The organism is Microbispora sp. NPDC004025, assembly GCF_053604425.1.
Genome location: NZ_JBSGHN010000010.1, coordinates 75,875 through 97,757, shown reverse-complemented (window position 1 = coordinate 97,757; position 21,883 = coordinate 75,875). Strand labels below are relative to the sequence as shown.

Here is a 21,883-nt window from a genome sequence, read left to right as displayed (position 1 = left end):
CGCGCCGATCCGGGGGACGGGTCAGAGCCAGCCCTGGGCCTGGGCCTTGCGGACGGCCTCGATGCGGTTGCGCGCCCCGGTCTTGTGGATCGCCGCGGACAGGTAGTTGCGCACCGTGCCCTCCGACAGGTGCAGCCGTGCGGCGACGTCGCCGATCGTCGAGCCGTCCGCCGCGGCGGACAGCACGTCGCGCTCACGCGGCGACAGCGGGTTCGGCCCCGCGCTGAGCGCGGCGGCGGCCAGCCCGGGGTCGATCACGCGCTCGCCCCGCAGCACCCGCCTGATCGCCGCGGCCAGTTCGCTCGCGGGGCTGTCCTTCACCAGGAAGGCCACCGCCCCCGCCTCCATCGCGCGGCGCAGATAGCCGGGCCTGCCGAAGGTCGTGAGGATCACCACCCGGCACCCGGGGACCCTGCGGCGCAGCTCCTCGGCGGCGGCGATCCCGTCCCTGACGGGCATCTCGATGTCGAGCAGCGCGATGTCCGGCCGGGTCGCCTCGGCGACGGTGATCACCTCGTCCCCGTTCGCCGCCTCTCCGACCACCTCGATGTCGGGCTCCAGGCCGAGCAGGGAGGCGAGCGCTCCCCGCACCATGCTCTGGTCCTCCGCCAGCACGACCCTGATCACTCGGCCAACCTATCCGCGATCATCTCCGCCGTACGGCCCGGGGGCGGCGGAACCTCGGCCCGCACCCGGAACCCCCGCCTCCCGGCCTCGGCTTCCAGCTCGCCGCCCGCCGCGCGCACCCGTTCGCCGAGCCCGGTCAGGCCGTTGCCCGGCTCGTACGGCCCGCCGCCGCCGTTGTCGGTGATCTCCAGCACCGCGCCCCCCTCGCCGTACGACAGGTCGATCTCACAACGGGTGGCCCCGGAGTGGCGCACGACGTTGGTGGTCGCCTCGCGTACGGCCCAGGCGAACAGGCCGTCGAGGTCCTCGGGCAGCGGGGTGCCGCGGGTGCGCACGGTGAGGGCGACGCCGGCGGCGGCCAGCGCGGACCTGGCGCCGTCGATCTCCTCCGACAGGCGGCGCCGGCGGTATCCGCTGACCGCCTCCCGTACCTGGGCCAGCGCCTGCCGCGCGACCGACTCGATGTCGGCCACCTCGGCGGCCGCCCTCGGCGAGCCCTGCTCGCCCAGGCGGCGGGCCAGTTCGCTCTTGAGCACGATGAGCGAGAGGCTGTGCCCCAGCAGGTCGTGCAGGTCGCGGGCGATCCGCAGCCGCTCCTCCGTGGCGGCCAGGCGGGCCGCCTCGCCCTGCGCCTGGCGCAGCTGGACGATGAGAACGCGGGTGTTGCGGACGCTCATGAACAGCACGCCGAGCGTGACGACCTGCAGCACGAGCACCCACGGCGCGCCGTCGTCCGCGCCGATGATCTCGCCCTGGACGACGACCAGCACGGCCATGGCCGCGATTCCGATCAGGGCGCGGCGGGGCGGCAGGCCCATCGCGTAGACGATCACCAGGAAGACCGGCAGGGTCAGCCAGCCTCCACTGCGGAAGAGCAGCGGGAAGACCACCCCCATCGCCGTGGCGACGCCGAGCAGGGGGAACATCCACCGGGGATGGTCGTCGTGGTCGCGCGGCCCCAGCACGACTCCCAGGTAGACGGCCAGGAAGGCCGCGAGCGCCACCATCCGCCAGACCGCCTGCGCGCCGCTCACCGTCCCGTCGACCACCTCGGACACCGGGTAGAAGAGGTAGATCAGGCCGAGCGACATGCCCAGCAGGCGCCTCAGCCGGGGGGCGCCCCCGTCCGGGCCGCCGAAGGTGAACACTTTGGCCAGCCGGCTCATCCCGCTGTCCCTCCCCGCAGGTGACGGATCAGGCGCGCGTCGCTGCGCCCTGTCCGATCATGCACGTGTCGTCGCGCTCTGTCCGGTCACGCACGCGTCGTCGCGCGCCGGTAGGCGACGAGAGCCAGCGCCACCAGCGCCACCCCCCAGGCGAGGATGCCGGCCGCGTGGGCCGGGTGCGGGGCGTCTCCCCCCGCGATCCGCCACCCGATGCTCGCGTAGTCGTACGCCGGAGTCACGTGGGCGACGCTCTTCATGGCCGCGGGCATGATGCTCTCGGGAAACCAGAGCCCGCCCAGCATGGCCAGCCCGAACATGCCGACCATCGCGACGGGCTGCGCGGTGTCGGGCGGCAGCAGGGATCCGATCATCAGGCCGAGCGCCGCGAAGGGGATCGTGCCGGCCCACATCGCCAGGATCAGCGCCGCCCACCGCGCCGGCGGCAGCGACACGTGCTGGGTCAGCACCGCGGCCAGGCCGACCAGCACCAGCGACGGCAGGACCAGCAGCAGCGAGGAGACCAGCTTCGTCAGGATGATCGCCCGGCCGGGCAGCGGGGTGATCTGGAGCTGCCGCAGCCAGCCGCTGTGCCGCTCCTGCGACCAGGGCACGGCCGTCGACATCATGGCGGCGGCCAGCGCGCCGTACGCCCCCATCGAGACCATCAGCATGACGCTGCCCCGCAGCCCGGTCGCCTGGTCGGACTCCGCCCCCCAGAGGTTGGCGTAGAGGAGGTAGAACCCGACGGGGAAGGCGACCACGAAGACGACGTAGCGCTTGTTGCGCAGCATCCGCAGCAGTTCGACCTTGATGTAGTGCCGCATCGTCAGGCCTCCTTGGTCAGGGCGAGGAAGGCGTCCTCCAGGTCGGCTTCGTGGAGCTGGAGATCGCGGATGTCGAGGGTGGTCGTGCGGTACAGCGCGGCGACGGTGGCGTCGAGGTCGGTCGTGCGCAGCGTGACCCGGGCGCCCTGCAGCTCCACGCCGGTCGCCCCGGGGAGGGCGTCGAGCCCGGTAACCGGCTGCTCGCCCAGCAGGAAGCTCACCGCCTGCCCGGCGACGCCGGCCTTGATCCCGGCGGCGCTGCCGTCGGCCACGATCCGGCCGCGGGCGATGACGACGACCCGGTCGGCGTTCTCGTCGGCCTCCTCCAGATAGTGGGTGGCGAACAGGATCGTCCGTCCCTTCGCGGCGTACGCCCGCATGTTGTCCCAGAACCTGCGGCGGGACTCGACGTCCATGGCCGCGGTGGGCTCGTCGAGCAGCAGGAGCTTCGGCCCGCCCGCGATGGCCAGCGCGAACCGGACCCGCTGGGTCTGCCCGCCGGACAGCCGGTCGGCCCGCCGCCGGGCGATCTCGGTCAGGTCGGCGAGCCGGAGGATCTCCTCCAGCGGCAGCGGACGGGGGTAGAGCCGCCGGACGAAGTCCACGGTCTCGGCGACGCTCAGCTCGGGGATCAACGCGCCCTCCTGGAGCATCGCGCCGATCTCCCCGTTGGCGACGGCGGTCCGCGGCGGTTCGCCGAAGACCCGGATCTCGCCGGACGTGGGCCGCAGCAGGCCGAGCAGCATGGTGATCGAGGTGGACTTGCCGGCCCCGTTGGGCCCCAGCAGCGCCACCGTGGCGCCGGCCGGGACCTCCAGGTCGATTCCGTCGACCGCGACCACGTCACCGTATCTCCTGGTGACCTCGGTGAAGGCGATGGCGTTCATGGGCTTCACGGTAGGAATCGGGGCCCGTCTGCCGTCAGTGCCCTGCCTCCGGCCTTCGCGATGACTTTTGTCATCCGGCGGGCCGCCGGTTCCTCTGCCGCCGGCGCGACCGGCTTCCCCTCTCCGCCCCGCCCCTGGCCGCCGGGCGATGTCCACAGCGTGATAACCAGGAAAGATGCGCCTCATGGCGGCGATCCGGGATTACCGCCGGGATCTCCAGGTGAATCACATCCTGGTGGTGATCCCGCTCGGGCTCATCGTGGTCATCGCGGCTCTCGACCTCGCGCTGCCGCGGAGCGTGCACCTGGGGCCGCTGCTCGTCGTCGCGCCCGCGCTCACCGCGTCGTTCGCCGGTCCGAGGTGCACGGCGGTGATCGGAGCGCTGGCGCTGGCGGCCGACGTGGTGAGCGGTCTGGGACAGGGCGTCCTCGGAAGCGCCGAGCACCACGTCGAGATGCTCGCCCTGTTCGCCGTGTCGGCCGTCGTGGTCGTCTTCCGCGTCGGGTACGAGCGGCACCGGGCCGTGCTCCATCAGGTCCGGTCGGTCTCCGAGGTCGCCCAACGCGTCCTGCTGCGGCCACTGCCCCGGACGGTCGGCCCGTTGCGCATCGCATCGATCTATCTGCCCGCGGCCGCGGAGGCGAGGATCGGCGGCGATCTGTACGCGGCCGCCCGGAGCGACGACGTCACCCGTCTGCTGATCGGAGACGTACGCGGAAAGGGGTTGTCCGCGATCAGTGACGCCGCGGCGTCGCTCTGCGCCTTCCGCGAGGCGTCACACGGGCCCACGTCCCTGTCCGAGCTGATGACGCGCATGGAGAACAGCATCCGGCAGAACCTCATCGAGCACGCCGCATCCGACATCGACGCCCAGGAATGCTTCGTCACCGCGGCCGTCGCCGAGATCCCCGACGCCGAACCGACGGTACGCGTGATCGCCTGTGGTCACCCGCCGCCGCTCCTCCTCCACGGGAACCGGGTGCTGACGCTGGAACCGGACCAGGTCGCCCCCCCGTTGGGACTCGAACTGCTGACGGCGTCCGAACCCCGGCCGGCGACGTTCCCCTTCGAGCCCGGCGACATCCTCCTGCTCTACACCGACGGCGTCATCGAGGCCCGCGACCGTACCGGCACGTTCTTCGACCTCCCCGCGCGCCTGGGCGAACGGGCCGGCGAGGACGTCGGCACCCTCGTCGAACGGCTCTGCGCGCGCCTGTTCCAGCACGTGGACGGCCGGCTGGACGACGACACCGCCATGATCGCGATCGAACGCCTGCCGACGCGGGCACCCTGACGTTCGTCAGCGCCCTCCCTCCTCCCCGCCGGGAGAAAGGAGGGCGCGCAGTCGTCAGGCCACGCGGCGCAGGTCCATCTGGAAGTTCTGCCGCCAGGTGGCGCCGCCGTCGAGCGTGTATTCACCGATCTCGTGCCAGTCCCTGCCGGTGAAGCGCAGGGTGTACCGGACGGTCGGGCCCGCGGTCTGGATGCTCCACTGGAAGAAGTGGTCGCCGACCACGGGGACGGTGGCGGTGACGTGCCCCTGCGAGAACGCCTCCCAGCGGTACTGCCCGCTCTGGTCGTCGTAGCTGACGACCGCGAGCGCGGTGTCCACGATCCTGCGCGGATCGGCCTTGTCCCGGCCCTGACCCTCCACCGTGATCACCTGGCCGCCCGCCTTGTAGGCGACCTTCTCGGTCTGGAGGAACTGCTGCCGGCCGGAGGCGGTGTCGACCCACCCCGAACCGGCCCAGCGCCCGACCATGAAGTCGAGCCTGCGGATCGCGTCGAGCTGCGTCGCGGGGACATCGGCCGCCGCCACGCTCGCCGAGTGCCCCGCCGCGACGGCGGGCGCGGCCGCCGCGAGGGTGAGCGCGCAGATCAACGGCACCAACAAACGGTGTAATCGAGTCATGACGCGATCTTGACACACGGCTCGCCCACCGCGACAGCGGGTCGGCGAAGCCCGGTTCAGAGGCGGCAGGCGAAGATGGCCGTGACGAGGATGGCTTTGGCGCCGATCTCCCAGAGCTGGTCCATCACCTGCTGGTGGCCCTTGCGGGGGACCATCGCCCGCACGGCGACCCAGCCCTCGCGGTGCAGCGGCGAGACGGTCGGCCCCTCCATGCCCGGGGTGATGGCGATGGCCTCGTCGATGCGCTCGGCCCGGATGTCGTAGTCGATCATGACGAAGTCGCGGGCCACGAGCACGCCCTGCAACCGCCGGATGAGCTGCTGGAACCCGTTCGCCTCCGGGGCGCCGGCCCGCTTGATCAAAATGCCCTCGGAGTGCGCGATCGGCTCCCCGAACACCTCAAGGCCGACGTTGCGCAGCGTCGTGCCGGTCTCCACCACGTCCGCGATCGCGTCCGCGACGCCGAGCCTGATCGCCGTCTCGACCGCGCCGTCGAGCTTGATGACCCGGGCGTCCACGCCCTGGTCGGCGAGGTACTTGCCGAGCAGCCCGGCGTACGAGGTGGCGATGCGCAGGCCGGACAGGCCGGCGACGCCGGAGTAGGCGCCCGGCGTGGAGGCGAAGCGGAACGTCGACCGGCCGAAGCCGAGCGGCATGACCTCCTCGGCCGGGGCGCCGGAGTCGAAGAGCATGTCGCGCCCGGTGATCCCGGCGTCCAGGGTGCCCTCGCCGACGTACACGGCGATGTCGCGCGGGCGGAGGAAGAACAGCTCGCAGGAGTTGTCGGAGTCGACGACCACGAGCTCCTTGCTGTCCCGGCGCTGGCGGTAGCCCGCCTCCTTCAGCATGGTCTGGGCGGCCTCGGAGAGCGCGCCCTTGTTCGGTACGGCGATGCGCAGCATGGGTGGGAGATCCTTTCAGCCGGAACGAGGTCGATGGACGATCTGTGGCCGCCGCGGCGGCTACAGATGCTTGTAGACCTCGTCCAGCCCGATCCCGCGGGCCAGCATCAGCACCTGGACGTGGTAGAGCAGCTGGGAGATCTCCTCCGCCGCCCGGTCCGCCGACTCGTGCTCGGCCGCCATCCAGCTCTCCGCGGCCTCCTCGACGACCTTCTTGCCGATGGCATGGACGCCGGCGTCCAGGGCGGCCACGGTGCCCGACCCCTCGGGCCGAAGGCGCGCCTTCTCTGCCAGCTCGGCGTACAGCTCTTCGAAGGTCTTCATGGTCTCTCTCGCGTCGTGGGCCTGCGCAACCAGGTTATCGGCCCCAGGGTAGTCGCGGGGGCGCACCTCCGCGCCCCGCGTCCACCCTGCGAGATCCGTCTCAGCCGAGGATCTTCCTGGCCAGCCTGAGCTGCTCCAGCGCCTGCTGCGACTCCCCGCCCTCGTGGCCGTTGAACGGCCAGACCGTGATGTCCTTGGGCCCGGCGTAGTGGTTGTAGGCCCCGAACACGGTCGAGGCCGGGGTGACGCCGTCGCGCAGGCCGACGGAGAACCGGGCGGGCGTGGCGGCCCGCGCCGCGAAGTGCAGGCCGTCGAAGTAGCCGAGGGTCGCGAAGATCTCCTCGACCCGGGTCCGGTGGATCCCGCAGAACCGGCCCAGCTCCGCGTACGGCTCCTCGTCGGTGATCTCGACGGCGCGCCGGATGTCGCACATGAACGGCACGTTGACGAACGCGAAGGCGAGATCCGGCACGAGCGCGGCGGCGGCGAGCGCCATGCCGCCGCCCTGGCTGCCGCCGGTCACCACCACGCGCCCCGCGTCCACGAGGGGGTGCGACCTGGCCGCCTCGACCGCGCGCACGACGTCGGTGTAGAGCCGCCGGTAGTAGTAGCCGTCCCGGTCGAACACGCCCTGGGTGAGCTTGCCGGGGATCTGCGCGCCGTTGCCGCCGACCGGGTCGGGGGTGTCGCCGGAGCGCCAGGTGCCGCCCTGCCCGCGGGTGTCCATCACGAACGTCGCGTATCCGGCGGCCGGCCACAGCAGCCAGTCGTGCGGCCGGCCCCGGCCGCCGCCGTAGCCGATGAACTCCACCACGCAGGGCAGTGGGCCCGACGCGCCCGCGGGAGCGAGGAACCATCCCTTGATCGGATGCCCGCCGAAGCCGGCGAACGTCACGTCGGCCACGTCCATCAACGCGAGGTCCGCCTCGTACGGCTCGAAGACGGGGTTCAGGTCGTGCGCGCGGGCCTCGGCCAGCGTGCGGTCCCAGAAGGCGTCGAAGTCGGCGGGCTCCCGGCGCTCGGGCAGGTACGCGCGCAGCTGGTCGAGAGGCATGTCGACGAACATGGGGGACTCCCGTGGGTGGTGGGCCTGGCTCGTGGTACGCCGCAAGGTTACACAAACACCTTGTTTCAGACTTCTGACCCGGTTAAGGGTCGTCCGCCGGGATTCGACTCCAGATCATCCCTGCCGATGACCTGCGGAATGACGCTCACGACGGCGTTAAGCCCGAATTGACGGGATGAAACGCCCTCTTGAAACTAATCCGGTTTAGTGCTGGACTCTGCACGAATTCGAAGCGTGGGAGGTTCGGCCGCGCCGGCGTTGCCTTCGCGGTCCGCCTTTCGGGGGGCACGACATGTCAGTCGATCACTTTCCGTAGAGATCGGAGACGTCCATGCGACGAACGACGGCGGCCACGTGCGCCGCCCTGATCACCGCCTTCGGCGCGGGCTGCGCGACCGGCGGCACACCGGAGACCAAGCAGGCGGACGCCGGCGCCCCCGCCGCGATCACGTGGTGGTCCACCGGGGGCGACGACGAGAGCGCGGCCTTCCAGAAGGCCGCCGACCTGTACACGAAGTCGCACCCCAACGTGACGATCAAGGTGCAGACGCTCGCCTGGGACGACGCGTACGCGAAGTTGCTCGCGGCCTCGACCAGCCGCAGCGGGCCCGACATCATCTCCGGCGGGATGACCTGGACCATCCAGTTCGGCCTGCGCGGCGGCATGGTGGACCTGCGCAAGTACGGCATCGAGCAGCTCCAGGCCCAGGCGCAACCCGCCCAGTGGAAATCGGCCGTCTCCCCCGACGGGACCATTTACGGCATCCCCCTCGACATGTCCACCGAGGCGCTCTACTACCGCACCGACCTGTTGGACAAGGCGGGTATCAAGGAGCCGCCCAAGACCTGGGAGGAACTGACCGCCGACATCGAGAAACTCAAGAAATCCGGGGTGAGGACGCCGTTCAGCATCGACTGGGGCAATCTCGACTGGATCGGTTACTTCAACTTCCTCTACCAGGCGGGCGGCACCTTCTACACGCCGGACTGCAAGCCCTCGCTGAACACCCCGCAGGCCGAGCAGGCGCTGGCGTACTGGATCGACCTGCACCGCGAGCACAGCGCGCCGACCGACACGGTGGCGACCCCGGACGCGCTGGGCACGGGCACCGCGATGGTCTACGGCGGCAACTGGAACGCCCTCGGCATCGACACCAGCAAGCCCGAGCTGAAGGGCAAGTGGGCGGTCGCCCCGCTGCCGGCCGGCCCGGCGGGACCGACGACCTTCATCGGGGGCCGGGCCGTCGGCGTCACGTCGTACAGCAAGCACATCCAGCAGGCGGCGGACTTCGTCAAGTTCCTCTACACCGACGAGGCCGTCGACGCGGTGGCGACGGAGTCGAAGGCCCGCAACATCGCCTACATCCCGCCCCGCCCGGACAAGGTCGCCGACTCGCCGTTTACGCCGGAGCACTCGGCGGTGTTCGCCGAGATCATCAAGACCGGCGCGGCGGCGCCCGGATGTCCCGGCTGGGACGAGAGCGCGTCCGACGTGGCCAAGCAGTTCCAGGCCGCGATCCTCGGCAAGGCCGACGTGAAGACGGCCCTGGCCGAGGCCGCCAAGGTCATGGAGCGCAACGCCGGATAGCCGGGACGGCCGTGGCCCGCCGGTGACGCCTGACCCCTCACCGGCCGCGGCACCCGTCCCCCAACCAGGCCCGGGCCGGTGACACCCGACCTCTCACCGGCCCGGGTCCGTCCTCGGCTTCCCTTCGACTGGAGACGACATGGCAATTCACGCCGCCGCGCCCCGGCGCCGATGGCGCCGCTACGGCACCTCCTATCTGATGCTGCTGCCGTTCCTCGGCCTGTTCGCCGGTTTCCTGGTCTGGCCGCTGGTCAACTCGCTCTACCTCAGCTTCACGAAGTTCGACGGCGTGAACGCCCCGGAGTTCGAGGGGCTGGACAACTTCCGGCATCTGCTGTTCGACGACGACCGGTTCCGGCACGCCCTCGGCAACACGTTCCTCTACGTCGTGGCGTCCATCGGGATCGGCACGCTGCTGTCGCTCGGCCTCGCGCTGGCGTTCAGCGGGTCGAGCTGGCCCCACCGCATCATGCGGACGATCTTCTTCCTGCCCTCGGTGACCTCGTCGATCGCGCTCATGCTGCTCTGGAAGTGGATCTTCGCGCCGGGTGACTTCGGCCTGGCCAACACGGTCGTGGCCTGGTTCGGCGGCAGGGCGGTCGAGTGGCTGGCCACCCCCGGGCTCACGATCCCGATCCTCGTGCTCATGTCGGTGTGGGGCGGGATGGGCTACGGCATGGTCCTGTACGTCGCCGGGCTCAACACGATCCCGCAGGAGTACTACGAGGCGGCCCGCATCGACGGCGCCACCACCTGGCAGCAGTTCCGCCGCGTGACGCTGCCGCTGCTGCGCCCGGTCACCACGTACGTGGTCGTGACCGGCCTCATCGGGGCCTTCCAGGTCTTTGAAGCCGTCTACATCGTGTTCCGGGGCACCAACAACATCGGCGGCGTGCTCGACTCGGGCCTGATGATCGTGCCCTATCTCTATGACCAGGGTTTCACGCACTTCAAGCTCGGCTACGCCTCGGCGATCGCGTGGGTGCTCTTCCTGATCATCTTCGCCCTGAGCATGGTCAACCTCCGCATCGGCCGCGCCCTGAAGGAGCTGTGATGGCCGCCGCCCCCACGACCACGCCGATCGTCTCCGACCCCGCCGCCGCACCCCGGCGGGCGCCCGCCGCCGCGTCGCGCACCACCTGGCGCGGGCACCTGCTGCGCCTGCCGTTCTACCTGCTGTCGCTCACCATGATCGCGCCGTTCTACTGGATGCTGATCACGGTGTTCAAACCGGTGACGGAGCTCAACCGGCAGCCCCCGTCCTTCGTGCCCGAGCATGCGACGCTGAGCAACTTCTACGACCCCGGCTACTCCCCCACGCGGGTCAACCCCGGTCACCTTCAGGGCATCTTCCAGCGGTTCCAGGTGGACTTCGGGTTCGGCCGCTTCATGTTCAACAGCCTGGTGATCACCATCACGATCACGGCCGGGTCGCTGCTGATCGCCTCGCTGGCGGCGTACGTGATCACCAAGCACCGGGTGCCGGGGCGGCGGCTGATCTTCGTGCTGATCGTCGCCTCGATGATGGTGCCCTGGCAGACCACCCTGGTGCCGAACTACGTGATCATGCGGAACCTGGGCTGGCTCGACACCTACCAGGGCTACATCATCCCGGCGCTGGCCAAGGCCTTCGTGCTGTTCTTCCTCGTGCAGTTCCTCCACTCGATCCCGGACGAGCTCATCCAGGCCGCCCGGGTCGACGGCGCCGGGGAGTGGCGCATCTGGTGGCGGATCGTGCTGCCGCTGCTGCGCCCGGCCCTCGCCGCGATGTCGATCTTCATCGTGCTCGCCGAGTGGAACAACTTCCTCTGGCCGCTGATCATCGTGCAGAGCGACGAGATGGCGAACATCCCGGTCGCGCTCGCCCGCCTCAACTCGTACTTCGCCGGCTCGCAGCACCAAGGGGCGATCATGGCGGGCGGTTTGCTCGCCTCCCTGCCGTCGATCGCCTTCTTCCTCGCCTTCCAGCGCTACTTCACCCGAGGCATCGTGCTGAGCGGCCTGAAGGGCTGAACGGCCGGCGCGCCCGGGGAGGGGGCGTCCGCGCCGACGGCTTCGGCGACCTCCTCCGGGTGCGTCAGCTGGGGGTGATGGCCCGCGCCCGGGATCACCGTCACGGTGACCCGGGGCAGCGTGTCCACGAGGGCCCGTCCTTCCGGGCCGAGCGGGTCGCGGGAGCCCACGACGACGTGCACGTGCCCCGGGTAACGCGCCAGCGCGGCCCGCAGGCTCGCCCGCCACCCCGGCGACGCCGCGGCGGCCAGCAGCCGGGCGACGGCGCCTGCGGTACCGCGCCGCAGATCCGCCACGCTCGACTCGAGGGCGGCCGCGCGCGCCGGGTCTGCGGTGAGCCGCTCGGCCAGCGCCCGGGGCGAGACCCGGCCGAGATACCAGCGGGCCAGAAGTCGGGGGGTGGAGGCCGAGCGCGCCTGGAGGAAGAAAGGGGCCACGAGCGTGAGCCGGTCCACCGCGCCGGGATGGGCGGCCGCGGCCTCCACGGCCGCCGCGGCACCGATGGAGTGCCCGACGATGTGACGCGCGCCGGTCCCGGTCACGAGAGCGGTCAGCCAGGACGGCCAGTCGTCGCGGCCTCCCGCGCTCATCCCCAGCCCCGGCAGGTCGGCGGCGCGGGCCCGCCCCAGCGCCGTGACGACCGGCGCCCAGGTGTCGGCGTTGACCGGCAGGCCCGGCAGCACCACCGTGGGCGCGCCCTGCTCGCCGAGCTCGAACGTCCGCACCCCGCCCGCGTCGACGAACCGCCTGCCACCGGCGGGGGCGTCCCCGAAGCGGCCGGCCGCCAGGTGGTCGGCCCAGCGGCGGATCGTCGTGGCGGTGTCCGGCATGGTCAGCCCGTGGCGGGCCGCGAAGGCACGCGCCGGGCCGGTGGGATAGCGGTCGGCCGACAGGAACGTCAGCGTCTCCGGATCGGCTTTCGTGAGTCTGCGGGGCAGGCGCTTAACCAGGGGCACCGGAACCCTCAGGCGGGGCACCCTGACCTGGTAGTGCTCCGCGACGAGCTCGATCAGGTCAGGCAGCGCGGGGGTGTCGTCGTCCAGCAGCCAGTAGGACGCGCGCTCGGTGGTCTCGTCCATCGGCAGCAGGGTCATGAACCGGGCGAGGTAGTCGACCGCGACCACCGGGACGAACGTCCGCGCGTTCCCCGGAACCGCCGCGAGACCGCCCCGCCAGAGGTCGCGCAGGGTCGACGCGAGCCCGAGGTACTGGCCGGCCTCGCCGGTGACGCTGTCACCGATCACGCTGGCCGGGTTGACCACCGACCAGGACACGCCCAGCCGCTCCGCCTCGAACCGGAAGACGGCGTCCGCCTCCACCTTGGACGCCTCGTACGCGCCGAGGGCTTGGTATGCCTCCCGCCGCTGCTCCTCGCTCCAGGGACGGGGGTCCTGCCCGCCCACGCGATACCCCGAGACGTGGACGAGGCGGCGCAGGCGCGGCAGCCGCGCCGCGAAGGCGACGACCGCGCGGACGCTGTCGACGTTGGCCCGGCGGGCCTCGTCGGCCGGCATGCCGAACCGGTAGGCGCCGGCGCAGTTGTAGACCTCCGTCACGTCGCCGGCCTCCCCGTCGATCAGCGACGGCCCGGCGAGATCGACCCGGAGGTCGGCCGGGGCCGCGCCGTGCCCGTGCTCGGCCAGCCACCGGGCGAGCCGCCGGTAGGACTCGTGACCGCGGCAGCCCGCGCTCACCCGGACGCCCGCCTGACCGAGCGCGAGGACCAGGTGGCGTCCGACGAAGCCGGTCGCGCCCAGGACCAGCGCGTGCCTGTCCACGGCGCTCACGACGAGACCTCCGTGTCCTCGTGGCTCAGCTCGGGCATCGGCTCCACGAGCCGCCCGCCGATCCCGGCTCCTGATGTTTCGATCACGCCGCCAACACTAGACCGGTCTACATAGTTCGCGTCAAGAGGTGTCCGGGTTATCGCCGTGCGGAGGGTGCGTGAGGATGGTCCCCACATGCCACCGGGCCGCCCGTACGGACGGCCCGGTGGTGGGAAGAGGGGTGGGATCAGCGGCCGGTGAACCGGCGGCCGCGACCGCCTTCGCCCGCGCCGTACCCGGCCTGCCCGCCGGCCCGGCCGCGGTGGTGACCGCCGCCCCGCCCGCCGCGGGACTCGCCGCGTCCGTCACCGGCCCACGGCGCCCGGGACCGCTCACCCTGCTCGGGCCACCTGTGCCGGCCGTCGCCCTCGCCGGGGCGGTCGCCGCCACGGGGACGGTCGCCGAAACGGCGACGGCCCCGCGGCTTGTCGTCCCGCTGCCTGTCGTCGTGCCCGGGCCGCAGCGGCGCGCGCACGTCGGGCTCCCACACGGCCACGGCCTCGCCGCTCGGCCGCCGGGCCCCGGCGATCTCGTTCAGGACCGGGTCGCCCGGCGCCACCCGGTGCCGTGACGCGGCGACCCCCGCCTTGCGGGTCATCGACTCGGTGGAGCGACGCTCGCTCGGCAGCACCAGCGTCAGCACCACGCCGCGCTCGCCCGCACGGGCCGTACGTCCGCCCCGGTGCAGGTAGCTCTTGTGGTCGGCGGGCGGATCCACGTGCAGCACGAGGCTCACGTCGTCGACGTGGATGCCGCGCGCCGCGACGTCGGTGCACACGAGCACCCCGATCTTGCCCTGGCGGAACCCGTCGAGGATGCGGGTGCGCTGGTTCTGCCGCTTGCCGCCGTGCAGGCCGCCCGCGCGGACCCCCGCCCGGGCCAGCTGCTTGACGACCCGGTCGACGCCGTGCTGGGTGCGCACGAACAGGATCGTACGGCCGTCCCGGTTGGCGATCTCGGCCGTCACGTCGGCCTTGTCGTCGCGCTGCACCTGGAGCAGGTGGTGCTCCATCGTCTCGACCGGGGAGGTGGCCGGATCCAGCGAGTGGACCACCGGGTCGGTCAGGAACCGCTGGACCAGCGTGTCCACGTCGCCGTCGAGCGTCGCGGAGAACAGCAGGCGCTGCCCGTCGGCGGGCGTGCGCGCGAGCAGCGCGCTCACCACGGGGAGGAAACCGAGGTCGCACATGTGGTCGGCCTCGTCGAGGACCGTGATCTGGACGTCGTCGAGCGCGCACGCGCCCTGCTCGATCAGATCGGTGAGGCGGCCGGGCGTGGCGACCACGACGTCCACACCCCGGCGCAGGTCCTCGATCTGGCGGCCCATCGGCATGCCGCCGACGACCGTCCTGGTGCGCAGCGACAGCCCCCGGCCGAGCGGCTCGATGGTGGCGGCGACCTGGAAGGCGAGTTCGCGGGTGGGCACCAGGATCAGGGCGCGGGGCCGGCGGGGCGCCGACTTGTCCCCCGCGATCCTGGCCAGCGTCGGCAGGCCGAAGGCGAGGGTCTTGCCGGAACCGGTCCGGCCGCGTCCGAGGACGTCGAGCCCGGCGAGGATGTCGGGGATGGCCGCCCGCTGGATCGGGAACGGCGTGGTGATGCCCTGCCGGGCGAGCCCTGTCACGAGCGGTCTGGGCAGCCCCAGCGTCCCGAACTCGGCAGGGGTGGTCGTGCCCTCGTCGAGGGCAGAGATGGTCACGAAATCGTGCCTTTCGAAGAAAGACGTGCCGGAACACGCGGGCGCGTCACTTCTGCGAAAGGACGAGCCGGGTCAGGCACGGCAGGCGTGCCGTGCCTACGGGCGTCACGGGCCGAATAACGACGGCCTGCGGCCCGCACGATGCCGTGAGCACACGTCCCGCAGAAGTGGAGACCGCCGGGGGCGGCTCTCACGGACGCCTTTCACTCACGTCGCACAAGGAAGAGCAAAGAACGATCGTACGGCATTCCCGCATCGCATCGGCCGTCCCGGCCCGGGACACGCTCCGCGTGCGGGGACAAGCGCGCGTCCCGCCGCGTGCGGACGCGGCGGGACGGTGCGGGTTCTCTCCGGCCGGAGGCCGCCGGGATCAGACGTTGAAGCCGAGCATCCTGAGCTGGTCGCGGCCCTCTTCAGTGATCTTGTCCGGGCCCCACGGCGGCAGCCAGACCCAGTTGATGACCACGTTGGAGACCAGGTCGGCGAGCGCCGAGTTGGCCTGGTCCTCGATCACGTCGGTCAGCGGGCAGGCGGCGCTGGTCAGCGTCATGTCGATGGTGGCGATCGGGCGCTCGCCCTCGCCGGCCGGGTCGAGGTTGACGCCGTACACGAGGCCGAGGTCCACCACGTTGATCCCCAGCTCGGGGTCCACGACGTCCTTCAGCGCGTCGAGCACGTCGTCGAGGCTGGTCTCCCCGTCGTAGGTGCCGGGGGCGGCCTCGGTCGCGGTTCCCGTCGGGGTCTCGGTCGGCTTGCTCACGTCGTCTCCTCACCTCGCGGCGCCCGCGGAGCGACGCCGTACTTCCCAACGCGGCGGAGGCCGCCGGTCATCCCTGGCTCCTCATGAGCGCGTCCTTGTAGGCCATCCAGGCCAGCAGCGCGCACTTGACGCGGGCGGGGAACTTCGCCACACCGGCGAACGCCACCGCGTCGCCCAGCACGTCCTCGTCCGGCTCCACCTGGCCCCTGCCCTGCATGAGCCGGGTGAACTCCTCCACCACCGACAGCGACTCCTCCACGGTGGAGCCCGTGGCGAGCTCGTGCAGCACCGAGGCGGCGGCCTGGCTGATGGAGCAGCCCTGACCGTCGTAGGACACGTCGAGCACCTTGCCGCCGTCGGCCACCTTCACCCGCAGCGTCACCTCGTCGCCGCAGGTCGGGTTGACGTGGTGCACCTCGGCGTCGTACGGGTCGCGCAGGCCGCGCCCCTGGGGATGCTTGTAGTGCTCCAGGATCAGCTCCTGGTACATCGATTCAGCGATCATGGCTCAGCCGAACACCTTCTGCACGTGGTGGAGGCCGCGGACCAGTGCGTCGATCTCGGCCGTCGTGTTGTACAGGTAGAAAGACGCCCGGGTGGTCGCGGGAATTCCGAACCTGAGGTGCAGCGGCCGGGCGCAGTGATGACCTACCCGGACCGCGATCCCGTACACGTCGTCGAGGATCTGCCCCACGTCGTGGGGGTGGATCCCCTCCAGGGTGAACGAGATCGTGCCACCGCGGGCGATGGGCGTACGCGGGCCGATGATCCTGAGCCCCGGGACCTCCGGCAGCGCCTCCAGCGCGTACGCGACGAGTTCCTTCTCGTGCGCCTTGATCTGGTCCATGCCGACGGCGGTCAGGTAGTCGGCGGCGGCGCCGAGGCCGATCGCCTCGACGATGGGCGGCGTCCCGGCCTCGAACTTGTGCGGCACCGGCGCGTAGGTCGAGCGGTCCATCCAGACCGCCTCGATCATCTCGCCGCCGCCGAGGAACGGCGGCATCGCGTCGAGCAGCTCGCGACGGCCCCACAGCACGCCGATGCCGGATGGCCCGACCATCTTGTGGCCGGTGAACGCGACGAAGTCGACGCCCAGTTCGGTCACGTCCACCGGCTGGTGGGGCACCGACTGCGACGCGTCGAGCAGCATCAGCGCGCCGACCTCGCGCGCGCGGGCCAGGATCGGCGAGACCGAGTTGACCGTGCCCAGCACGTTCGACTGGTGCGTGATCGACACGATCTTCGTGCGCTCGTTGACCAGCTCCTCCAGGCCCTCGACGTCGAGGCGGCCCTCGTCGGTCACGGGGAACCAGCGCAGCGTCGCGCCGGTCCGCTGCGCGAGCAGCTGCCACGGCACGATGTTGGAGTGGTGCTCCATCTCCGAGATGACGATCTCGTCGCCGGGGCCGATCCGGAACCGCTCGTCCTCGCCGACGGGGTTGCCGAAGGCGTAGGCCACGAGGTTGAGGGCCTCGGAGGCGTTCTTGGTGAAGACGATCTCGTCGCGCGACGGGGCCTTCACGAACGCGGCGATCTTGTCACGGGCGGCCTCGTAGGCCTCGGTCGACTCGCTGCCCAGCACGTGCAGCGCCCGGCCGACGTTGCCGTAGTGCCAGGTCAGGTGATCGCGCATGGTCTCGATCACCTGGGTCGGCTTCTGGGAGGAGTTGCCGGAGTCGAGGTAGACCAGCGACCTGCCTCCGGGAAGTTCGCGGCCGAGGACCGGGAAGTCCTTCCTGATCCTCTCCACGTCGAAGCCGGGCGCACTCATCAGGCGGACGCCGCCTTCGCCGAGTCAGCCTTTCGCGCGTCCCGCACGTATGCCTCGTAGCCCTCGTTCTCCAGCTTGTCGGCCAGCTCGGGGCCGCCCTCCTCCACCACGCGCCCGCCGGCGAAGACGTGGACGAAGTCCGGCTTCACGTAACGCAGGATGCGGGTGTAGTGGGTGATCAGCAGCACGCCGGTGTCGCCGCTCGCGCGGAACCGGTTGATGCCCTCGGAGACCACGCGCAGGGCGTCGACGTCGAGGCCGGAGTCGGTCTCGTCCAGCACGGCGATCTTGGGCTTGAGCAGCTCCAGCTGGAGGATCTCGTGGCGCTTCTTCTCACCGCCGGAGAAGCCCTCGTTGGTGTTGCGCTGGGCGAAGGCCGGGTCGATGGACAGCGCGTCCATGCCCGACTTCAGCTCCTTGGCGAAGTCGCGCAGCTTGGGCGCCTCGCCGCGGACCGCGGTGATCGCCGAGCGCAGGAAGTTCGACACGCTGACGCCGGGGACCTCGACCGGGTACTGCATGGCGAGGAAGAGGCCGGCGCGGGCGCGCTCGTCCACCGACATCTCCAGCAGGTCCTCGCCGTCGAGCAGGACGGAGCCGGAGGTGATCGTGTACTTCGGGTGGCCGGCGACGGCGTAGGCCAGCGTCGACTTGCCCGAGCCGTTCGGGCCCATGATGGCGTGCGTCTCGCCGCTGCGGACCGTCAGGTCGACGCCGCGCAGGATCTCCTTGTCGCCCACGGCGACGTGCAGGTCACGGATCTCAAGAGTGGACACGAGTTATTTACTCCTTCGAGAGCGAGACGTACACGTCGTCGCCTTCGATCTTGACACGGTAGACGTTGACGGGCCTGGTCGCGGGCGGCCCGGTGGGCTTGCCGCTGCGCAGGTCGAAGCAGGAGCCGTGCAGCCAGCACTCCAGGGTGTGGTCGTAGACCTCGCCCTCGCTGAGCCGCACCTCCGCGTGGGAGCACACGTCGTGCAGGGCGAAGACCTCGCCGCCGGTCCGCACCAGCGCGACCGGCGTCTCGCCGACCTCCAGGCCGAGGACGCCGCCGTCGGGGATGTCCCCGACCTGGCAGACCTTCTCCCAGTGGACGGTCTCAGCGCTCATCGGGCCAGCTCCGCCTCGACGGCCGACAGGACCCGCTCGCGGATCTCCGGCACCTCGATCTGCTCGATGAGCTGGGCGAAGAACCCGTGGATGACCAGGCGGCGCGCCTCGTCGAACGGGATGCCGCGGGCCTGCAGGTAGAACAGGTGCTCGTCGTCGAGGCGGCCGGACGCGGACGCGTGGCCCGCTCCCGCGACCTCGCCGGTGAGGATCTCCAGGTTCGGCACCGAGTCGGCGCGGGCGCCGTCGGTGAGGATGAGGTTCCGGTTCAGCTCGTAGGTGTCGGTGCCCTCGGCCTCCGCCCGGATGATCACGTCCCCGATCCAGACCGCGTGCGCGGCGTCGCCCTGCAGCGCGCCCTTGTAGGTCACGTTGCTGCGGCAGTTCGGCACGCTGTGGTCCACCAGGAGGCGGTGCTCCAGGTGCTGGCCGGCGTCCACGAAGTACAGCCCGGTGAGGTCGGCGTCGCCGCCGGGGGCGGTGTACGACACCGAGGGCGACAGCCGTACGAGGTCGCCGCCGAGGGTGACCACGAACGAGCGGAACGTCGCGTCCTTGCCGAGCCGCGCGTGGTGGTGGGAGACGTGCACGGCGTCGTCGTCCCAGTCCTGCAGGCTGACGACCTTGAGCGTCGCGCCCTCGGCCACGTCGAACTCGACGTTGTCGGCGTAGACGGCGCTGCCGCGGTGGTCCAGGACCAGCACGGCCTCGGCCATCGGCTCCACCGACACGAGGATGTGCCCGTACGCCGACGCGCCCGCCCCGGACCCCCGCAGGGTGATCACGGTGGGCCGGGAGGCGGCCGTCATCTTCGGCACCGTGACGACGGTGGCCTTCTCGAACGACGAGTACGCCTGCGCGCTGACCCGGTCGGCCGGCGTGTAGGCCTTGCCGAGCCGGGCGTCGTCGCGGCCGACGGTCTCGACGCGCACCTCGGGCGCGGCCTCGACGTCCGCCACGACGCCGCCGGTGACGGCGGCCGTGCCGTTGTGCAGGCCCTTGAGCCGCGACAACGGCGTGAACCGCCACTCCTCCTCGCGGCCCGTCGGCACCGGGAAGTCCGCCACGTCGTACGACGCCTTCTCGTGCAGCGTCGACAGCGGTTTGGTCTCCAGGCCCATCAGCCGACCGCTCCTTCCATCTGCAGCTCGATCAGGCGGTTGAGCTCCAGGGCGTACTCCATGGGCAGCTCGCGGGCGATCGGCTCGACGAAGCCGCGCACGATCATGGCCATCGCCTCGTCCTCGCCGAGGCCGCGGCTCATCAGGTAGAACAGCTGGTCCTCCGACACCTTGGAGACCGTGGCCTCGTGGCCCATCGACACGTCGTCCTCACGGACGTCCACGTACGGGTAGGTGTCGGACCGGCTGATCTGGTCGACGAGCAGCGCGTCGCACTTGACGGTCGAGGCCGAGCCGGCCGCGCCCTCGTCGATCTGCACCAGGCCGCGGTAGGACGTGCGGCCGCCGCCGCGCGCCACGGACTTGGAGATGATCGTGGAGGACGTCTTGGGCGCGAGGTGCACCATCTTGGCACCCGCGTCCTGGTGCTGGCCCTCGCCGGCGAAGGCGACCGACAGCGTCTCGCCCTTGGCGTGCTCGCCCATCAGGTAGACGGCCGGGTACTTCATCGTGACCTTGGAGCCGATGTTGCCGTCGATCCACTCCATGGTCGCGCCCTCGTACGCCACGGCGCGCTTGGTGACCAGGTTGTAGACGTTGTTCGACCAGTTCTGGATCGTCGTGTAGCGGCAGCGGGCGCCCTTCTTCACGATGATCTCGACGACCGCCGAGTGCAGCGAGTCGGACGAGTAGATCGGCGCGGTGCAACCCTCGACGTAGTGGACGTAGGAGTTCTCGTCCACGATGATCAGGGTCCGCTCGAACTGGCCCATGTTCTCGGTGTTGATCCGGAAGTAGGCCTGCAGCGGGATCTCGACGTGCACGTTCGGCGGCACGTAGATGAACGAGCCGCCCGACCACACGGCCGTGTTGAGCGCGGCGAACTTGTTGTCGCCCACCGGGATCACCGAGCCGAAGTACTCCTTGAAGAGCTCCTCGTGCTCGCGCAGCCCGGTGTCGGTGTCGACGAAGATGACGCCCTTCTCCTCGAGGTCCTCACGGATCTTGTGATAGACGACCTCGGACTCGTACTGGGCGGCGACGCCGGCGATGAGGCGCTGCTTCTCCGCCTCGGGGATGCCGAGCTTGTCGTAGGTGTTCTTGATGTCGGCGGGCAGCTCGTCCCAGGACGCGGCCTGCTTCTCCGTCGAGCGGACGAAGTACTTGATGTTGTCGAAGTCGATGCCCGTGAGGTCAGAGCCCCAGGTCGGCAGCGGCTTCTTCCCGAACAGCCGAAGGCCCTTGAGGCGCAGGTCGAGCATCCACTCCGGCTCGTTCTTGAGCGCGGAGATGTCGCGGACGACCTCTTCGGACAGCCCACGCCGGGCCGTGGCCCCAGCCACGTCCGTGTCGGCCCAGCCGAACTTGTAATTCCCGAGGCCTTCCAGCTCCGGGCGGTCGGTGACAGTCACCTTCCGGACTCCTTGCTCGTCGATGTGCTCGATAGGTCGGTACGCGCGTGCCGTGCGGCGAGCGCGTGGGAACTCACATGGGTGGTGCAGACCCCGTCGCCGTTGGCGATCGTGGCCAGCCGCTGCACCGGGGTGCCCAGCAGCCGGGCGAACGCCTCGGTCTCCGCCTCGCACAGCTGCGGGAACTGCGCCGCGACGTGCGCGACCGGGCAGTGGTGCTGGCACAACTGCTCGCCGCCCTTGCCCGTCGCCGTGGCCGAGGCCGCGTAGCCCTCCGTGGACAGAGCCTCGGCCAGCACGCGGACCCGCTGCTCGGCCGGGACCTCGCGCATCAGCGCCTCGAGCCGGCCGACCAGTCCGGACACCTGCGCCCGCGCGAACTCCGACACCGCCTCGCCGCCGAGACGCTCGGCCAGGAAGCGCAGCGCGCTGCCGGCCAGGTCGTCGTAGGCGTGGACGAAGGCGCTGCGGCCCGCGTCGGTGATCGCGAACATCTTCGCGGGCCTGCCGCGCCCCCGCTGGCCGCGCGGGCGGGCCGTACGGGGCTCTATCATGCCCTCGGCCAGCAGCGCGTCGAGGTGACGGCGGACCGCGGCCGGCGTAAGGCCGAGCCGCTCCCCCAGCGCCGCGGCGGTGACCGGACCGTGCTCCAGGATGAGCCGCGCCACCCTGGCCCGGGTCCCCCGCTCGGCGCCGATGTCCTTGTTCACGACGTCTCTGTGCGCGATGTCTCTGTGCGCAGGGGTCGCCGGAACCGGCCGCGTCACCACGGCCTTCTCGGCGTTCTGCTTCCCCTGCACGTATTTCACAACATCAGTGTGCCGTAATTCCTTCCCGGCCGACAAACCCAAGCCGAGGTCCACGAGAATGTA

General features: G+C 71.1%; 22 protein-coding genes. 4 read left to right on the top strand and 18 right to left on the bottom strand.

Annotation, left to right across the window (positions count from 1 at the left end; genetic code table 11):
* Window positions 1-21: 21 nt before the first annotated feature.
* The 4 genes from ACWEQG_RS24055 to ACWEQG_RS24040 form a co-directional block, all read right to left on the bottom strand.
* Window positions 22-627, bottom strand: coding sequence for a response regulator (locus ACWEQG_RS24055; protein WP_452287901.1), 606 nt, complete (start codon window positions 625-627; stop codon window positions 22-24).
* Window positions 624-1,793: a sensor histidine kinase gene (locus tag ACWEQG_RS24050; protein WP_452287899.1), complete on the bottom strand. Its 1,170-nt coding sequence runs from the start codon at window positions 1,791-1,793 to the stop codon at window positions 624-626. The genes ACWEQG_RS24055 and ACWEQG_RS24050 overlap by 4 nt, the downstream gene beginning before the upstream one ends.
* 86 nt (window positions 1,794-1,879) lie before the next feature.
* Entirely contained in the window at window positions 1,880-2,617 is a 738-nt protein-coding gene (locus ACWEQG_RS24045) for an ABC transporter permease (RefSeq protein WP_452287897.1), read from the bottom strand.
* A gap of 2 nt (window positions 2,618-2,619) precedes the next feature.
* The gene (locus tag ACWEQG_RS24040; RefSeq protein ID WP_452287895.1) at window positions 2,620-3,504 is read right to left on the bottom strand and encodes an ABC transporter ATP-binding protein; all 885 of its coding nucleotides are present in this window, start codon (window positions 3,502-3,504) and stop codon (window positions 2,620-2,622) included.
* A 220-nt stretch (window positions 3,505-3,724) separates the two neighbouring features.
* Between ACWEQG_RS24040 and ACWEQG_RS24035 the strand changes: the two genes are divergently transcribed.
* Entirely contained in the window at window positions 3,725-4,798 is a 1,074-nt protein-coding gene (locus ACWEQG_RS24035) for a PP2C family protein-serine/threonine phosphatase (protein WP_452287893.1), read from the top strand.
* A gap of 54 nt (window positions 4,799-4,852) precedes the next feature.
* On the opposite strand, the gene ACWEQG_RS24030 is transcribed toward ACWEQG_RS24035, so the two are convergent.
* From ACWEQG_RS24030 to ACWEQG_RS24015, 4 genes are all read right to left on the bottom strand, one after another.
* Window positions 4,853-5,392, bottom strand: coding sequence for a hypothetical protein (locus ACWEQG_RS24030; protein WP_452287891.1), 540 nt, complete (start codon window positions 5,390-5,392; stop codon window positions 4,853-4,855).
* A gap of 80 nt (window positions 5,393-5,472) precedes the next feature.
* Entirely contained in the window at window positions 5,473-6,318 is an 846-nt protein-coding gene (hisG, locus tag ACWEQG_RS24025) for an ATP phosphoribosyltransferase (RefSeq protein WP_363469444.1), read from the bottom strand.
* Window positions 6,319-6,378: 60 nt separating this feature from the next.
* The gene (locus tag ACWEQG_RS24020) at window positions 6,379-6,642 is read right to left on the bottom strand and encodes a phosphoribosyl-ATP diphosphatase (protein WP_363469446.1); all 264 of its coding nucleotides are present in this window, start codon (window positions 6,640-6,642) and stop codon (window positions 6,379-6,381) included.
* Window positions 6,643-6,742: 100 nt separating this feature from the next.
* Window positions 6,743-7,708, bottom strand: a complete 966-nt coding sequence (locus ACWEQG_RS24015) for an acetylxylan esterase (protein WP_452287889.1) — start codon at window positions 7,706-7,708, stop codon at window positions 6,743-6,745.
* Window positions 7,709-8,039: 331 nt separating this feature from the next.
* Here ACWEQG_RS24015 and ACWEQG_RS24010 point away from each other — a divergent pair, with 331 nt between their 5' ends.
* From ACWEQG_RS24010 to ACWEQG_RS24000, 3 genes are all read left to right on the top strand, one after another.
* Complete coding sequence (locus tag ACWEQG_RS24010) at window positions 8,040-9,296, top strand: extracellular solute-binding protein (protein ID WP_452287887.1); 1,257 nt, start codon at window positions 8,040-8,042, stop codon at window positions 9,294-9,296.
* Between the two features lie 139 nt (window positions 9,297-9,435).
* Window positions 9,436-10,350 carry a carbohydrate ABC transporter permease gene (locus ACWEQG_RS24005; RefSeq protein WP_452287885.1) on the top strand — a complete coding sequence of 305 codons (915 nt, stop codon included), beginning with the start codon at window positions 9,436-9,438 and terminating at the stop codon, window positions 10,348-10,350.
* The gene (locus ACWEQG_RS24000; protein WP_452287883.1) at window positions 10,350-11,309 is read left to right on the top strand and encodes a carbohydrate ABC transporter permease; all 960 of its coding nucleotides are present in this window, start codon (window positions 10,350-10,352) and stop codon (window positions 11,307-11,309) included. Before ACWEQG_RS24005 ends, ACWEQG_RS24000 begins: the two co-directional genes overlap by 1 nt.
* On the opposite strand, the gene ACWEQG_RS23995 is transcribed toward ACWEQG_RS24000, so the two are convergent.
* From ACWEQG_RS23995 to ACWEQG_RS23950, 10 genes are all read right to left on the bottom strand, one after another.
* A complete protein-coding gene (locus ACWEQG_RS23995; protein WP_452287881.1) occupies window positions 11,267-13,096 on the bottom strand; it encodes an alpha/beta fold hydrolase in 1,830 nt (609 codons plus the stop codon). The two genes, ACWEQG_RS24000 and ACWEQG_RS23995, sit on opposite strands and share 43 nt — an antisense overlap.
* 226 nt (window positions 13,097-13,322) lie before the next feature.
* The gene (locus ACWEQG_RS23990; RefSeq protein ID WP_452287879.1) at window positions 13,323-14,834 is read right to left on the bottom strand and encodes a DEAD/DEAH box helicase; all 1,512 of its coding nucleotides are present in this window, start codon (window positions 14,832-14,834) and stop codon (window positions 13,323-13,325) included.
* 370 nt (window positions 14,835-15,204) lie between these two features.
* Window positions 15,205-15,594, bottom strand: a complete 390-nt coding sequence (locus ACWEQG_RS23985; protein WP_452287877.1) for a metal-sulfur cluster assembly factor — start codon at window positions 15,592-15,594, stop codon at window positions 15,205-15,207.
* 67 nt (window positions 15,595-15,661) lie between these two features.
* Complete coding sequence (gene sufU / locus ACWEQG_RS23980) at window positions 15,662-16,099, bottom strand: Fe-S cluster assembly sulfur transfer protein SufU (protein ID WP_169985945.1); 438 nt, start codon at window positions 16,097-16,099, stop codon at window positions 15,662-15,664.
* Window positions 16,100-16,102: 3 nt separating this feature from the next.
* Window positions 16,103-17,365: a cysteine desulfurase gene (locus ACWEQG_RS23975; protein WP_452287875.1), complete on the bottom strand. Its 1,263-nt coding sequence runs from the start codon at window positions 17,363-17,365 to the stop codon at window positions 16,103-16,105.
* Window positions 17,365-18,141 carry a Fe-S cluster assembly ATPase SufC gene (sufC, locus tag ACWEQG_RS23970; RefSeq protein WP_452287873.1) on the bottom strand — a complete coding sequence of 259 codons (777 nt, stop codon included), beginning with the start codon at window positions 18,139-18,141 and terminating at the stop codon, window positions 17,365-17,367. The genes ACWEQG_RS23975 and sufC overlap by 1 nt, the downstream gene beginning before the upstream one ends.
* Before the next feature lie 7 nt (window positions 18,142-18,148).
* Window positions 18,149-18,478 carry a non-heme iron oxygenase ferredoxin subunit gene (locus ACWEQG_RS23965; protein ID WP_363470496.1) on the bottom strand — a complete coding sequence of 110 codons (330 nt, stop codon included), beginning with the start codon at window positions 18,476-18,478 and terminating at the stop codon, window positions 18,149-18,151.
* Complete coding sequence (sufD, locus tag ACWEQG_RS23960; protein ID WP_363470493.1) at window positions 18,475-19,599, bottom strand: Fe-S cluster assembly protein SufD; 1,125 nt, start codon at window positions 19,597-19,599, stop codon at window positions 18,475-18,477. Before sufD ends, ACWEQG_RS23965 begins: the two co-directional genes overlap by 4 nt.
* A complete protein-coding gene (gene sufB, locus ACWEQG_RS23955) occupies window positions 19,599-21,011 on the bottom strand; it encodes a Fe-S cluster assembly protein SufB (RefSeq protein WP_452287871.1) in 1,413 nt (470 codons plus the stop codon). Before sufB ends, sufD begins: the two co-directional genes overlap by 1 nt.
* Window positions 21,008-21,739, bottom strand: coding sequence for a helix-turn-helix transcriptional regulator (locus ACWEQG_RS23950; protein ID WP_452288209.1), 732 nt, complete (start codon window positions 21,737-21,739; stop codon window positions 21,008-21,010). Before ACWEQG_RS23950 ends, sufB begins: the two co-directional genes overlap by 4 nt.
* Window positions 21,740-21,883 lie beyond the last annotated feature (144 nt).